Origin of the sequence: Marinomonas sp., assembly GCF_039940335.1 — a bacterium.
Taxonomy (GTDB): domain Bacteria; phylum Pseudomonadota; class Gammaproteobacteria; order Pseudomonadales; family Marinomonadaceae; genus Marinomonas.
This window is the reverse complement of record NZ_JBDVGW010000015.1, coordinates 44,934-59,304: the sequence shown is the minus strand read 5'-3', so window position 1 is coordinate 59,304 and position 14,371 is coordinate 44,934. Positions and strand designations below refer to the sequence as shown.

Sequence of the window (14,371 nt, the reverse complement as noted above, 5' to 3'; positions counted from 1 at the left end):
GCGGTATGCCGAGAGTGTTTTATATAAAGCCCACCCAGTGTGGGCTTTTTTGTGGTCAAAACCCTATATAGATAGCAATTGCCTGTGTAGCATTTATAATGGCCTTTTTAAATGAAACTAGGTGACACAATTGAGCGTTATTCGACTAAAAGGTCAGGCAGATCGCCGTATTAGAGCTGGGCATCAATGGATCTACAGTAATGAGGTAAACACCTCTGAAACCCCATTAAAACAATTTGCCCCAGGTGATCAAGTTGTCGTAGAAACAGCTCAAGGTAAAGCCTTAGGTATTGCGACTATCAATCCTAATACTTTGATTTGTGGTCGTTTAATTAGCCGTAATACAGATACTGTATTAAATAAATCGACTCTGGTTCATCGTTTAAAAATTGCCTTATCTTTACGCGATTTAACCTACCCTGCGCCTTACTATCGTTTGGTGTTTGGTGATTCCGATGGTCTTTCTGGACTTGTTGTCGATCGTTTTGCTGATATTTTGGTGGTGCAAATATCCACGGCAGGGATGGAGCGCGTAAAAAGCGAAATTATTGAAGCCTTGCAAGATGTTGTGAAGCCTTCTGCTATCTTGATGAAAAATGATGGTAAGATGCGTCAAATTGAAGGGCTGGATTCCTATGTAGAAGAAGCTTTTGGAACCGTGCCAGAAGTCGTTTATTTACAAGAAAATGATGTTCTTTTCCAGGCACCGGTTTGGGATGGTCAGAAAACGGGTTGGTTTTATGACCACAGAGAAAACCGTAAAACCATGCAGGGATTCTGTGACGGTAAGCGCGTATTAGACGTGTTTTCCTATGTGGGTGGCTGGGGTGTACAAGCCGCCTCAGCAGGGGCAACCGATGTGACCTTTATTGATGCTTCCCAAAGTGCGTTGGATCATGTCACAGAAAATTTAAATCTGAACCAATACGAAGGCAATGCCAATCTAATGCAAGGCGATGCCTTCGAAGCCATGCAGTCTTTAATTGAAGACAAAGAGCGTTTCGATGTGGTGGTGATGGATCCGCCGGCGTTTATAGCCCGTCGTAAAGACATTAAGGCAGGTGAAGGGGCATACCATAGAGCCAATCAGCTGGCGATGCGTTTGGTCGCCAAGGGCGGTATTTTGGTCTCTGGTTCTTGCTCTATGCACCTAGAAACCAGCCGTTTACACGATATAGTGCGAAGCAATAGTCGCCAACTTGAACGTTTCTCACAGCTTATTTACCGTGGTACGCAAGCGCCAGATCACCCTGTGCATCCTGCTATTGATGAAACAGAATACCTAAAGGCCTTGTTCTACCGCATTCATAATAATATGGGGTTGTAGCCTTCGCTTAGCCATAAAAAATGCGCTGCCAGGAGAAACTCGCAGCGCATTTTTTTGGGGTTTATTTAGTCGCGCAAAGAGATATGCGGCCAGTCTCGTTGCTGTGCAATTTGCGTCAATGTGTCGTCAGCATCGACGGCGATGGGGTGAGTTACCAGCTCTAATAGCGGTAAGTCATTACGAGAATCACTGTAGAAATAACTGCCTTCCATGCTATGGCCTGTTTGCTCTAGCCACTCATTTAAGCGCGTCACCTTGCCTTCTTGGAAGCTAGGAATGCCCACAATATTACCTGTGTATTGGCCGTCAATGACTTCTGGTACTGGGGCGATAATGTGATCCATGCCTAAGGTTTCACCAATAGGCCCTGTTACGAATTGGTTTGTTGCCGTAATCATTAATAAAAAGTGCCCTTGCTCTTTGTGGTGTTTGAGCAACGCATGGGCCTTTTCTTGCATCATTGGCTCGACTTTCTCGACCATGAAATCCTGGTGAAGTTGGCTTAGCTGGGTTGGGCTGAAGTCACGTAATGGTGCTAGGCTAAAGGCAAGATACTCATGAATGTCTAGAGTGCCGGCTTGGTATTGTTCGAAGAAGCGGTCATTCGCCTGCTTATAAACTTGTGTGTCGACTAAGCCTTTTTCGACCAAAAATTGTCCCCAATTGTAGTCGCTGTCGCCGCTTAGCAAGGTGCCGTCTAAATCAAATATTGCAAGAGTCACTGTTTGTCCCTAGTCGGTTGAAAGTGCCCAAAGTATAGCCTTGCAGACAATAAATAACACCTCTGTTAATTGTGAAGAAGGGGGAATTATGGAACAATGAGGGGAATTTATTCTTATCTTAAAAGGTGATTGCTCGTGATTGATGCGGACGGATATAGACCGAATGTAGGCATCATATTGATGAACGAGCGTGGTCAACTGTTATGGGCGCGACGTGTAGGACAAAATGCGTGGCAATTTCCCCAAGGTGGCATCAAGTCCGATGAAACGCCAGAAGAAGCGTTGTACAGAGAGTTAAAAGAAGAAATAGGACTAGAACCTCACCAAGTTGAGGTCGTAGGGAAAACCAAAGGTTGGTTACGTTACCGTCTTCCAAAGCGTATGTTAAGACACAATTCTAAGCCCCTGTGCATAGGACAAAAGCAAAAATGGTTTCTTTTGTCGATTCGTTGTGCAGACACATACGTGTGCGTGGATGGGGCTGAAACGCCGGAATTCGATGGGTGGCGTTGGGTAAGTTATTGGTACCCTTTAGGTCAGGTAGTTGCCTTTAAAAAAGATGTATATCGACGGGCATTAAAGGAATTAATACCCAATGCACATCGTTGGATTGAAAAAAACAAAAAATGATTGTAACACCCGATAACTGCTAAGCGATGGGAGAGCTATGCTAAGTTTGCTAAGACGAATAACACAAGAAGTAACGGCCGCAGAGTCTTTGTCGAGCGCTTTGGATATCATTGTCCGCCGCGTACGTAGAGCCATGCGCGCTGAAGTGTGTTCTATCTATCTAGTGGACCCAAATAGTAGCGAATATGTGCTCATGGCTACCCGAGGCCTCAATGCCGATGTAGCGGGTAGCGTTAGCCTAAAAGAAAACGAAGGCTTGGTGAGTCTGGTTGGTCGCCGTGCAGAGCCGGTAAACCTTGATGATGCTCATATTCACCCTTCCTTTCATTATCTTAATGGTACAGGAGAAGAGCGCTACCGCTCATTCCTCGGTGTACCGATCATTCACCATCGTAAAGTGCTGGGTGTGTTGGTTGTTCAGCATGAAGATAAGCGTCGTTTTGATGAAGGCGAAGAAGCTTTTCTAATCACTCTTTCTGCCCAACTGGCAGGCGTTATTGCCCATGCTGAAGCGACGGGCGCGATGACCAGCTTGAACAACAATGCTGAGCCGGTAGAGTCTGACCTTAAATACAAAGGCGTGCCTGGCAGCTCAGGGGTAGCAATTGGTCGTGGTGTGGTGGTCTTTCCATCGGCAGATTTGGATGTGATTCCGGATCGAAAAACTAGCCATCCAGAGGAAGAAATTCAAACTTTCCACCATGCCTTAGAAGCGACTCGACAAGATATTCGCCAAGCGAGTAGTCGTTTAAGTCAGCATTTATCGGAAGATGAAAAAGCACTGTTTGACGTTTACCTTAAAATCCTTAATGACAATTCCATTGCCAATGAAATAGAGAAGAAAATTCTTGAAGGCAATTGGGCTCAAGGAGCATTAAGACAAGTTATCCGTACTCACATAGCCTTGTTTGATCGTATGGATGACCCTTATTTACGTGAACGTGCGAGCGACTTACGAGATTTAGGGCGTCGTATACTGTCCCACTTGCAAGAGAAAGCCCCCAATATTGCGGAACAATTTAGTGAGCCTTCTATTATCATAGGTGAAGAGCTTACCGCGTCTATGTTGGGGGAAGTGCCTATTGAAAAGATCAAAGGTTTGGTCTCTGTGATGGGCTCTGGAAACTCTCACGTTGCCATCTTAGCAAGAGCCATGGGTATCCCAACAGTGATGGGAGCATTAGACCTTCCGTATGCGCAGCTTGATAAAGTGAACATCATTGTTGACGGCTATCAGGGTAAGGTTATTACCAGCCCTTCTGAAGCTTTGATTGAGCATTACCAACAAATCGTTGATGAAGAGCGACTCTTAGAAGAAGAGTACGAAACGCTAAAAGACTTACCTTGTGAAACCCTTGATGGTCAGCGCTTAGCTCTGTATGTGAATACGGGGTTGTCTGCAGATATTGCTCGCTCACTAGACCGTGGCGCCGAAGGGATTGGTCTCTATCGTACTGAAGTCTTGTTCATGGTACGTGACCGTTTCCCAACCGAAGCAGAACAAGTCCAAATTTATCGTCAACAGCTTGAGGGCTTTGCCCCTGCACCAGTAACCGTGCGTACCTTGGACATAGGTGGCGATAAAGCGTTGCCGTATTTCCCGATTAAAGAAGAAAACCCTTTTCTTGGCTGGCGTGGTATTCGAGTCACACTGGATCACTTAGAAATTTTCATGGCGCAAATTCGAGCCATGATTAAAGCCAGTGCTGGATTACACAACTTAAAGATCATGCTGCCAATGATTTCCAGTGTGGAAGAAGTAGAAGAGGCGTTAGCACTCATTCGTCGTGGGGTGGATGAGGTAATCGAAGAGGGCTTTGATGTGCGTATGCCACGAGTGGGTGTAATGATCGAAGTCCCCGCTGCTGTTTACCAAATCAAAGCTTATGCCGGCTTAGTGGATTTTCTTTCGGTTGGTAGTAACGACTTAACTCAATACCTATTGGCAGTCGATCGTAACAACCCTCGTGTGGCGGACCTGTACAGCTCTTTCCATCCTGCGGTGCTACATGCTTTGCAAAGTATTGCTTCACAAGTTGAAGGTTGTGATGTGGGCTTGAGCGTTTGTGGTGAAATGGCCGGTGATCCAATGGGGGCAATATTACTTATGGCTATGGGTTATGACGTACTGTCTATGAGCTCCACAAGTCTTCCCAAAGTGAAAGCCGTGATTCGCAATATCTCCATGGCTCAAGCGCAAAACATGTTGCAGCAAGTGATGGAACTAAATCATGCACAAAGCGTCAGAGAAACCATGACGCGATTAATGCGTGAAGCCAACATTGAGCGCCTAATTCGCCCAACCAAAACCTCCACTGTTCACTAATCGATATATTCCTCGAACACAGATAAGGCCTGTTTTACATTATGATTACTTACCCTTCTATTGATCCTATTGCTATTTCGATAGGTCCTTTATCTGTGCACTGGTATGGAATTATGTACCTTATAGGTTTCGCTGGAGCTTATTTGTTAGGCAGCTATCGAGCAAAGCGCTCGAATGGCCTGTGGACCAACGAAATGATCAGTGATGTGATTTTCTATGGTGCGATGGGGGTCATCCTAGGGGGGCGCATTGGCTACATTCTATTTTATCAATTCCCATCCTTTATAGACGATCCAATGATCATGATTCGAATCTGGGAAGGGGGAATGTCCTTCCATGGTGGCTTACTGGGTGTAATAGCTGCTATGTGCCTTTTCGCTCGTCGTTATAATAAACACCTTATTGATGTAACAGACTTTATCGCGCCTTTTGTGCCAATTGGTTTAGGTGCGGGTCGAATTGGTAATTTTATCGGTGGAGAATTATGGGGCAAGCCAACGGATGTTTCATGGGCAATGGTCTTCCCACATGACCCATTACAGCTAGCCCGCCACCCATCACAGCTTTATCAGTTTGCTTTAGAAGGTGTCGCGCTCTTCGCTATCCTTTGGTTCTTCTCGCAGAAAACTAAACCACGTTATTGTGTTTCTGGCATGTTCCTATTGTGCTACGGCATTTTCCGTATATTAGTAGAGTTTGTTCGTGAGCCCGATGCACAAATCGGATACTTGGCTTTCAACTGGCTAACACAGGGACAGCTACTTTCACTACCTATGGTAATCGGCGGACTCGCCCTAGTGATTTACGGCTTTAAAAAAGCGTCTAAGATGAAAAGTTAATTGCTTAGATAAACGGTTATTAATTGCTTAGAGCGAAATTTTTAAGGGTATTTAGGAAACTAAATACCCTTTTTACATGCTGATACATTGATGGTTACAATTATTTTTAACAGTAAAGTGTCCAATAAATAGTCTGTTTAAGTTCCACCTAGGGGGTTATTTGTTATGATAATGTAACAACTTGTTTTAGGTAGCTTGGTAGATTATGACGATTAAATCGCGATTTTTCATTTTCACGGCCGCTATTATATTGCTTACCGGGCTATTTTCATGGTTATCCATGAAAGTCTTAGCCGAAGAGATTATCACCAAATGGGTTGAGATATACGCTGAAAAACAATTGCGGTATGACAAGGTTCGTAACTTACTGCCTCTCATTCAGGAAGTAGAACTGTCAAAAGAGTTTGCGGAGTTAGCCTCATTAAAAGCTTGGGCGCTTCAGCCTGACAATGAAAACCTGCAACAACAAGCTTTTCACGATACCGAAGCTTTCCGGCACCGATTTGCAGATAACTCCTACTTTATTGCTTTACAAAAAAATAATCATTACTACTACAGTGATAGCGATAGTCAGGAATTAAAAAAAGATTTTTATCGTTACACTTTAGAGCAAAGTAAACCAGAAGATGCTTGGTTCTACAGTATTATGGAAAAGCAACTAGACCTTCACTTAAACGTGAATCCCGATCTTGAATTAGGCGTTGTTAAGCTCTGGAGTGACGTCCTTATTCGGGTGGATGGTGAGGTGGTTGGTGTAGTAGGAACTGGATTAGATTTGTCTGAGTTTCTCGGACGAATGGTGGCAAAACAGGATATCTATTCCGCTGTGATATTTACCAACTACGAAGGCTCCATACAGCTCCACCAAAAAGAAGAGTTAATTAACTTCTCCTCTGTTACAAAACAACTCAAGGACAAAAAAACCGTCTTTCAATTATTGGATGATGCCGACTCAAAGCTAAGATTGCATAGCAGCTTTGAGAATGCACGTAGTACGCCAAATACAGTGGATATGAGCATTGTTTATAAGGAAGGTAATAGGCTACTGGCAAGTGTCATATACATTCCAGAAATAGATTGGTTTCAGGTGAACTTCATAGACATTAACCAATTCTTGCCCTGGACCGAATTTTCAGACTTGCTAGTTGTCTTCTTAATTAGTTTTCTGAGTGCGCTAATTATTTTTTATTTTCTAGTGCGCATGATAATTACACAACCATTAGAAGCGCTAGATTTATCCATATCGACCTTAGAAGAAAACAATTATCGTCCTCCTAAGCTACATCGTTTCTCAGGGCTTGAAATCAAGCGCTTGATTAGCCACTTTCAAACAATGTCTGAAACCATCGTTGACTACCAAACAGGTCTGGAGAAAAAGGTCGCTGAACGTACCCAAGAACTCAATCGCTTATCTACTCTAGACCCTTTAACAAATTTGTATAATCGACGAGGTTTTGAAAAACATCTAACTGGTGCCTTAAAACAATGGCATGAGAGCCAGCAAGGGTTTAGTTTGATATCGATTGATGTGGATGATTTTAAGCGAGTAAATGATCAATACGGCCACGCTATGGGAGACCAGCTGCTTGTAGCGTTAGCCGAATACCTCCAAAGTACTGTGATAAACCATGGCGAAGCGGCGCGTTGGGGTGGCGATGAATTCCTGTTGCTTATTAAAGATTGTGAGCAGGACAAGAAGGAAGCAATATTAAAGCGTTTACTAAAAGATCGTGAGTCTTTTAGGCTTCAGCTTGGTGAGCAAGAAGTACACATTAGTTTTAGTGTGGGCTGCGCCAAGATTAAAGAGCAGGACTCCTTAGAACAGTTGCTTTCTAGAGCCGATAAAGAAATGTATCAGGAGAAGAAACAGCGTAATTAAAGAACGCTAGATAAATTCATTATTCATTTTTCTAGTTAATTCAATGCGATAGAACTGTCTGGAATCACGATTAATACCTATAATAAAAGAAATATATTACAGGTATTATTTGCTGGAGCCGATTATGAACATTTCTACGGAACGTACCTTGAAAAATGACTTATTTGTTTATCGAGCTTTGATGACGCAAATTCCCGTTTTACTCATAAGTGGTTTACTAGGCGCAGGACTTTTTAGTTTTTCTTTAATCGCCTCAGTATTTGTGTTTATTAGCACGCAGCTTATTTATAGCCTTTTCAAAGGGCGATTAATTTTTTCTGTATTAGCCGGCGTGATAATGATGCTGGTGTCTTCCTTACTGATACAAAGCCAGTTAGGTCTCACTGAAATGCATTTCCATATCTTTGCTTCCATGGTGGTCTTACTCATCTATCAAAAATGGCAGCCTATCGTTGCTGCACTCATCACCACTGCGGCTTACCATATTATTTTCATGTATGTACAAATGGCAGGTGTTCACCTAGGTGAAATGCCTATCAAGGTATTTTCTGGGCATCATAGTATGGCTATCATGCTAATTCATTGTGTTTTCGCGATAGCCGAAGCGGGTGTATTAATCTATATGGCTCGCATCATGAAAAAAGAGTCCTCTGCAAACATAAAAATTGCTGATGCAATCGAGCGTATATCCGTAGACAACGACCTCTCGATCCGAGTTGAGAAGCCATCCTCTAATGCCGAGCGTGCTTTGAACAATTTATTGACTCAGTTATCTAATTTGTTTGTGGAATATCAGCGAATAGCAATCACCTTAGTCGAGTCCAGTAATACCATTCACACGATCACTGACGAAGCGAGCATGAGTGTCGAAGCGAGCAAGCATCGTTCACAAACCGCTGCTGCAGCCTCTGCAGAAGTTTCCCGCTCAATGACCCAAGTATCACAAGATAGCAGTCAGTCAGCCCATGTGGTGATGGAGCTTGAGAAAGAGACGATAAAAGACAGTGAGCAAGCACTCACTATTATGCGAGATATGGAATTACTGGCCAAAGATATTGATAACGTCTCCACCCACTTAAACGCGTTGACGCAAGATGTGGGTTCTATCACCAACTTACTGCAGTCCATCCGTAGTATTTCTGAGCAGACTAATCTACTCGCGCTTAATGCGGCCATTGAGGCCGCTCGTGCAGGAGAAACCGGCCGTGGTTTTGCTGTGGTGGCGGATGAAGTTCGCACCTTAGCTCAACGCTCCAGTGAAGCAACCGATCAAATTGAAAGTGTGTTAGCCAAATTACATCAGAGTGTTGACCAAACTGTGGTTTCTATGGAGTCCGGAAAAGGACGTACCAGTGTTAACGTGGATCATGCGCTGAGCATTTCTGAAGGCTTGGCTAGAAGAGCTAAGGATGTCGCAAGTGTGTCCAGCTCTAGCCAATCAATTGCCCAAGATACCCTAGAGCAAGAAACGGTTATTGCCTCGATTACTGACAAAGTAAGCCAGAATGCTCACGCAATTCAGCAGCTTTCCGAGATGATGACCGAGCTTGACCGCAGTAGCGATGACATCTTCAAAGTTACCAAGGAATATGAAGCCAAAGCGGCTGTATTTAAGGTTTAGGTTAGTAAGTGAAATTTTGCTAAATGGTTTTAAAAATGGCATATGAAGTTAGCTTCATATGCCATTTTTACTGGGTTTAAACAGAGAAAGGGTAGGCGATGGCCTCGTGGTGTTGGTAGTCTTCGATCTCGAAGTCATCCATGGTGACCCAGGTTTCTACATCTTTTAAACTTTTAATATCGGGGTTAATTTTTAGCTTAGGTAATGGGTAAGGCTCACGTTTCATTTGCACATCACGCATGAGTTCAAGTTGATCTTCATAGATGTGTGCATTGACGATTTTATGGAAGGCTTGGCCGGGTTTGTTGCCCGTAATTTGTGCCACAATCGCCAGCAAAACGTAAACCTGTACCATATTAAAGTTTAGCCCTAGCGGTACATCACAGCTGCGCTGGGTGCTGTTTAAGTAAAGAGTATCTCCCAATAAAGAGAAATGGTGACTGTACATACAAGGGCGTAGGCAAGCCATGTGAAAAGCGCCCGGGTGATAAAAGGTTAAGATTTCCCCACGGTTATCCACACCTTTGCTCAAATCATCAATGATTTGTTTCAGCAGGTCTAAGTGGCCGCCATCTGGTTTGGGAAAATTACGGCCAATAGCTCCGTAGCACAGGCCCATGTCGTCTTCACCTTTACGATAAGGGTTGTTGAGCCAGACCTCATTTTGGTTGGCATTAGCGTCCCACGTTTTGGTGCCTAAAGCGCGAAAATCTGCGGCATTATCATAGCCACGTAAATAACCAATAATTTCGGCGATGGCGGATTTATAGTAACTTTTACGTGTCGTTACAAGTGGAAATTCACCTTGCGCCACATCATAGGTGAGGTCAGCATTGATCACGGTTAAACAGCGTTTTCCAGTACGTTCGTTATTGACCCACACCCCTTCGTTTACGATGCGTTCACACAGTGCTAGATATTGATTCATAGGACAGTTGGACTCTTTGTTGGCAGATTTGTGTGTTGCGTAAAAAATGCAATCTGCATGGCTATCAGTATAATGTCGCTGATTGTATCAGAAAAATAAGGTCATTTTATGCTATCTCTTATCGTTGCGATGTCGACTAACCATACTATTGGTATCAATAACGCTTTACCTTGGCATCTGCCAAATGATCTTAAATACTTCAAGCAAGCCACCATGGGTAAGCCTATTGTCATGGGGCGAAAAACCTTTGAGTCCATTGGTAAACCATTACCGGGCCGTCGCAATATTGTCATTTCTCGTGATGCGAATTACAGCGCGGAAGGGGTGGATGTGGTCAGTTCTTTAGAGGCCGCCATTTCTTTGGGAGAGGATATTTGCTTGGTGAATGGCCAAGACGAAGTGATGGTTATCGGTGGGGCGCAAATCTATCAACTAGCGTTAGAAAAAGCGGATCGTTTATACATTACCCATGTTGATGCGGAAGTCCAAGGGGATGCGTTTTTTCCACAAGTAGATTGGCCATCTTTCACTCTGTTAGCCGAAGAGGCGTTTGCAGCTGAAGGGCCGAACCCTTATGACTACCGATTTTCTGTGTACCAAAGAAGCAGTGGAGCGTAATAGTGATGTGGCAGCAAACAGAAATCAGTTTACCTACGAAAACGCGTGGTTTTCATCTGATTACAGAGCAGGTTGAGCAAGCCTTAGCGTCGCTCACACCTGTGTCTGTGGGTTTGTTGCATGTGCAAATCTTACATACCTCAGCGTCATTGACCATTAATGAGAATGCTGACCCTTCGGTGCGCCGAGATATGGAGCGTCATTTTCATCACATGGTGCCAGAAAATCAGCCCTATTATGAGCATATTTATGAAGGCAGCGACGACATGCCAGCACATATTAAGACCAGTATGCTGGGGTCGTCTCTAACGATTCCAGTGCGTAATGGACAATTGTATTTAGGTACATGGCAAGGCATTTATTTTACATAAGAGTCGTATGCTATTTCGCATAATAAATACTCATGAAACATGGACGTATATTGAGTAACCAACTATCTTTAAGTTTGAGGATTTTGATAAGGTGGTTGGTATGGCAAGACTAGAATTGATAAATGTTCAATCTATGAAACCTGTTTTGTCTAGAAATAATCGAAAGATTATTTGGCAAGAAACTAATGACTACCAACTCTCGAGAGTTCCGCAAATTTTCTTTTCTGATGGTGAGCCATGGAGCTCTGCCAATAGATATGCAATAGATCAACTAAATAGTGGTCTGAAAAAAAACTACAAAACTGTTTCCTCTTTTATGAGTCACCTTAAAGCTTACGCATCTTGGTTAGAATTAGAGGGGGTGGATTGGCGTTACTTCCCTAAGAAAAAGAAAGATCGGTGCTTAGTTCGTTATCGCGGTTTTCTGGTAAGACAGAGAGATCAAGGGGAAATAGCTCCCAGTACAGCTACAGCTCGAATGAGCTCTATTGTACGTTTTTATCATTGGGCCAAACTGAATGGTTTTATTGAAAAGAAAGAGTTATGGGAAAATAAAGTTAATATAGTCAAATTTTTCACGAAAGAGGGACTTGAACGCACTATAGCTGTTAATCATACTGAATTGTCTATCCCTAGTCGTAAGCCGCCAGGAGAGTTATTGGAAGGAGGGTTATTACCCTTAAGTGTGAGAGATCGCGATACCTTATTGAAGTTTTTGCTTGATAATGAAAAACATGAACTTTATCTCATGTTTCTTATTGGCTTTTTCACGGGAGCAAGAAGTGAAACTATACGTACATTACAAATATCGACACTTTATAATATACAAAAAGACCCTCTAGGTACTGAAATAGTGCGTATTAGTGTGGGTCCTGGGACAAAAGTAAAAACTAAATACGGTGTAAAAGGGGATATTCTAATTCCTTTTCAGCTAATTGAGCAACTTAAGTATTACGCTAATTCAGTTAGGAGGTTAACAAGGCAAAGCCGATCATCAGGAAATGATAGTGCTACTCTCTTTTTAACCGAGAGAGGAAATACTTATTCAGATACATCATTCACAAAACTAATAAGTGATCTAAGGAAAGAGCTAATTTCCAGTGGTCTTTTACAGTTTAAACATTTGAAGTTTCACCAGTCACGTGCATCTTTTGGTACGGGATTAATGCAGATAGTCTTAGATACTCTCCCAAGAAAATCTGATGCAATTGTTTTTGTTCGAGATGCAATGCTTCACAAAAACGAATCTACAACTTGGAAATATATCAGGTTTATTGAAAATGAGCCAATAAAGGCAGCGCTCTCTGATGAATTTTTTGACTTTTTTATGGGGAATGATATTGGCCTTAATCGAAATAAAGTAATCGATGAGGTTACATATGATTCCTAATTATGATCTAAAAGTTGAAGTTAATAATGAAGATGTCATGGATTATAATGTTTTTGATCTTTCTCGGTTTTTGTATGAAGGAGGAGCAAAAATCAATGCAAGAAATTTCAAAAAAGCTATCAATGAAGGTATTGTAATAGATAAATGTATGGACCGATTAGACTTCCTGTCTGCTATTAAAGATGAATTGGATACTGTTATCGTAGGTGGTGGCAGTTATCGAAGCGTTCTATCTTGTATATCAGAAATAAAAGCATTTATTAAATATATGGAGGATGATGGATTGTCCTTTAAAATTTCAGATATAGTGATTAACTATATTAAATATTCAGAATTTTTGTTTTCGAAGTTTCAAGCTGAATTAATAAAGTCTTCAACTATATATGGAAGCCTAGCTGTGCTATCAAAATTATTTGGTGGTATTTTAGAGATACCGCATGAAGAAAGGTTGATTATAAGGGCTAGAATAAAGAAAAACGCTAATAGGAAAAGGTCGAAGAGTAAAACTTCTGAAAAGCAAAATCTTCAAGATGTTTTTAAATTTGGAAGTTTTATCGCTGGTGTTACATCAGCGATTACGATAGAAAAAATATTGGGTGAGCTACCCTTAAAATTAAATGATATTAATGGAGGGCCGTTGACATTATATGGTCCTTTGAAAGATGCTGAATGGATAAAACTGCCTCGCGATCAATGGCTTTCATGGCAGAAAAAGACAGGAGAAAGGACTTATAAAAAAGCTAGAAAATCTATAAACACTCCAGATGAAGCAATAAATTCTGCGGCAAGGAGATATTGTATAAATGTTCGAGTTTGTGCTGAGCTTATGATGTTTATTGCTCAGACAGGTATGAATTTTTCACAAGCAAAAAAATTAAAACGTGGTAGTTTTAAATATAGATCACAAAGTGATGACTGGAGTGTGACATGTTATAAGCCACGTAGGGGTGGAGAAGTAAGGTTTAGCATTTTTAAATCATATAAAAAACGCTTTAAGGAGCATCTAGCGTTTATTGACCTCTTTTTCCCTAACTCTGATGGTTTGTTTCCGTTGTTTGGTTCTGGCCCATATGAAGGTAGTGCTAGAGGGTTATCTGGTAGTATTCTTCGTAAAATAACTTCAGAGCATGGTGTTCCATGGATCCCGTCTAGCAGACTTCGTAATAGTCGAGTGAACTGGATACTTCGTCGGTCTGGTGATGAAAACTTAACTGCTGAGATGGCACAAAATACAACCCAAGTTTTATTGGACAATTACAAAGTTCCTAGTCAGCAGAGAGCAATGGTAGAGGTAACACAGTTTTGGAATAAACACGATCCTATTCTAACAGGGGCTCTGAAGGCATCAATTATTAATAGTAAATGTGATGGTATACCAATTGCTTATGATGATACGCCTGCTTCCATTGTTGAACCTAACTGCGTAGTACCTTCTGGGTGTCTTTGGTGTCAACATCACCGAGATGTTGATAGTTTGGATTATGTTTGGTCCCTTCTAAGTTTTCGATTATTAAAAATAGAGGAGTCCAAGTTTTTTGTTAAAAATAAATCATTATCACCACCTGTAGATATTGTAATAGATCGAATAACTCAAAAGATTAATTGGTTTAGAAATTCTAGTAAAATTCGTTCCGAATGGGTAGTAGAAAGTGAGAGTAGAGTTGATGAAGGTGACTACCATCCACATTGGAAAAAAATTATAGATTTTTGGGAAGACTAA

At 41.9% G+C, this 14,371-nt stretch carries 12 protein-coding genes; 10 read left to right on the top strand and 2 right to left on the bottom strand.

The window, feature by feature from the left end:
* Positions 1 to 130 precede the first annotated feature (130 nt).
* Entirely contained in the window at positions 131 to 1,327 is a 1,197-nt protein-coding gene (locus ABJF92_RS14785) for a class I SAM-dependent rRNA methyltransferase (RefSeq protein ID WP_446816545.1), read from the top strand.
* A gap of 65 nt (positions 1,328 to 1,392) precedes the next feature.
* On the opposite strand, the gene ABJF92_RS14780 is transcribed toward ABJF92_RS14785, so the two are convergent.
* Positions 1,393 to 2,049, bottom strand: a complete 657-nt coding sequence (locus ABJF92_RS14780; protein ID WP_446816544.1) for a histidinol-phosphatase — start codon at positions 2,047 to 2,049, stop codon at positions 1,393 to 1,395.
* Between the two features lie 135 nt (positions 2,050 to 2,184).
* Between ABJF92_RS14780 and ABJF92_RS14775 the strand changes: the two genes are divergently transcribed.
* The 5 genes from ABJF92_RS14775 (at position 2,185) to ABJF92_RS14755 (ending at position 9,344) form a co-directional block, all read left to right on the top strand.
* Complete coding sequence (locus tag ABJF92_RS14775; protein ID WP_446816543.1) at positions 2,185 to 2,679, top strand: RNA pyrophosphohydrolase; 495 nt, start codon at positions 2,185 to 2,187, stop codon at positions 2,677 to 2,679.
* A 37-nt stretch (positions 2,680 to 2,716) separates the two neighbouring features.
* The gene (gene ptsP, locus ABJF92_RS14770; protein ID WP_446816542.1) at positions 2,717 to 5,005 is read left to right on the top strand and encodes a phosphoenolpyruvate--protein phosphotransferase; all 2,289 of its coding nucleotides are present in this window, start codon (positions 2,717 to 2,719) and stop codon (positions 5,003 to 5,005) included.
* 41 nt (positions 5,006 to 5,046) lie between these two features.
* Positions 5,047 to 5,844 carry a prolipoprotein diacylglyceryl transferase gene (gene lgt, locus ABJF92_RS14765; RefSeq protein WP_446816541.1) on the top strand — a complete coding sequence of 266 codons (798 nt, stop codon included), beginning with the start codon at positions 5,047 to 5,049 and terminating at the stop codon, positions 5,842 to 5,844.
* A 205-nt stretch (positions 5,845 to 6,049) separates the two neighbouring features.
* Complete coding sequence (locus ABJF92_RS14760) at positions 6,050 to 7,723, top strand: GGDEF domain-containing protein (protein ID WP_446816540.1); 1,674 nt, start codon at positions 6,050 to 6,052, stop codon at positions 7,721 to 7,723.
* A 124-nt stretch (positions 7,724 to 7,847) separates the two neighbouring features.
* Complete coding sequence (locus ABJF92_RS14755; protein WP_446816539.1) at positions 7,848 to 9,344, top strand: methyl-accepting chemotaxis protein; 1,497 nt, start codon at positions 7,848 to 7,850, stop codon at positions 9,342 to 9,344.
* A 76-nt stretch (positions 9,345 to 9,420) separates the two neighbouring features.
* Here ABJF92_RS14755 and ABJF92_RS14750 read toward each other — a convergent pair whose 3' ends face one another.
* Positions 9,421 to 10,272, bottom strand: coding sequence for a thymidylate synthase (locus ABJF92_RS14750; RefSeq protein ID WP_446816538.1), 852 nt, complete (start codon positions 10,270 to 10,272; stop codon positions 9,421 to 9,423).
* 108 nt (positions 10,273 to 10,380) lie between these two features.
* Here ABJF92_RS14750 and ABJF92_RS14745 point away from each other — a divergent pair, with 108 nt between their 5' ends.
* The 4 genes from ABJF92_RS14745 to ABJF92_RS14730 all read left to right on the top strand — a co-directional run bounded on the left by ABJF92_RS14745 (position 10,381) and on the right by ABJF92_RS14730 (position 14,371).
* On the top strand, positions 10,381 to 10,890 hold the full coding sequence (locus ABJF92_RS14745) for a dihydrofolate reductase (protein ID WP_446816537.1): 510 nt from the start codon (positions 10,381 to 10,383) through the stop codon (positions 10,888 to 10,890).
* A 5-nt stretch (positions 10,891 to 10,895) separates the two neighbouring features.
* The gene (locus ABJF92_RS14740; protein WP_446816592.1) at positions 10,896 to 11,261 is read left to right on the top strand and encodes a secondary thiamine-phosphate synthase enzyme YjbQ; all 366 of its coding nucleotides are present in this window, start codon (positions 10,896 to 10,898) and stop codon (positions 11,259 to 11,261) included.
* A 100-nt stretch (positions 11,262 to 11,361) separates the two neighbouring features.
* On the top strand, positions 11,362 to 12,651 hold the full coding sequence (locus ABJF92_RS14735; RefSeq protein WP_446816536.1) for a tyrosine-type recombinase/integrase: 1,290 nt from the start codon (positions 11,362 to 11,364) through the stop codon (positions 12,649 to 12,651).
* Complete coding sequence (locus ABJF92_RS14730) at positions 12,641 to 14,371, top strand: hypothetical protein (protein ID WP_446816535.1); 1,731 nt, start codon at positions 12,641 to 12,643, stop codon at positions 14,369 to 14,371. Before ABJF92_RS14735 ends, ABJF92_RS14730 begins: the two co-directional genes overlap by 11 nt.

What these genes read in the sequence shown, in the direction of transcription:
- ABJF92_RS14745 (WP_446816537.1), top strand. Translation starts at nt 10,381, where the DNA reads ATGCTATCTCTTATCGTTGCGATGTCGACTAACCATACTATTGGTATC.
- ptsP (WP_446816542.1), top strand. Translation starts at nt 2,717, where the DNA reads ATGCTAAGTTTGCTAAGACGAATAACACAAGAAGTAACGGCCGCAGAG.
- ABJF92_RS14740 (WP_446816592.1), top strand. Translation starts at nt 10,896, where the DNA reads ATGTGGCAGCAAACAGAAATCAGTTTACCTACGAAAACGCGTGGTTTT.
- ABJF92_RS14750 (WP_446816538.1), bottom strand. Translation starts at nt 10,272, where the DNA reads ATGAATCAATATCTAGCACTGTGTGAACGCATCGTAAACGAAGGGGTG.
- ABJF92_RS14735 (WP_446816536.1), top strand. Translation starts at nt 11,362, where the DNA reads ATGGCAAGACTAGAATTGATAAATGTTCAATCTATGAAACCTGTTTTG.
- ABJF92_RS14760 (WP_446816540.1), top strand. Translation starts at nt 6,050, where the DNA reads ATGACGATTAAATCGCGATTTTTCATTTTCACGGCCGCTATTATATTG.
- ABJF92_RS14755 (WP_446816539.1), top strand. Translation starts at nt 7,848, where the DNA reads ATGAACATTTCTACGGAACGTACCTTGAAAAATGACTTATTTGTTTAT.
- lgt (WP_446816541.1), top strand. Translation starts at nt 5,047, where the DNA reads ATGATTACTTACCCTTCTATTGATCCTATTGCTATTTCGATAGGTCCT.
- ABJF92_RS14730 (WP_446816535.1), top strand. Translation starts at nt 12,641, where the DNA reads ATGATTCCTAATTATGATCTAAAAGTTGAAGTTAATAATGAAGATGTC.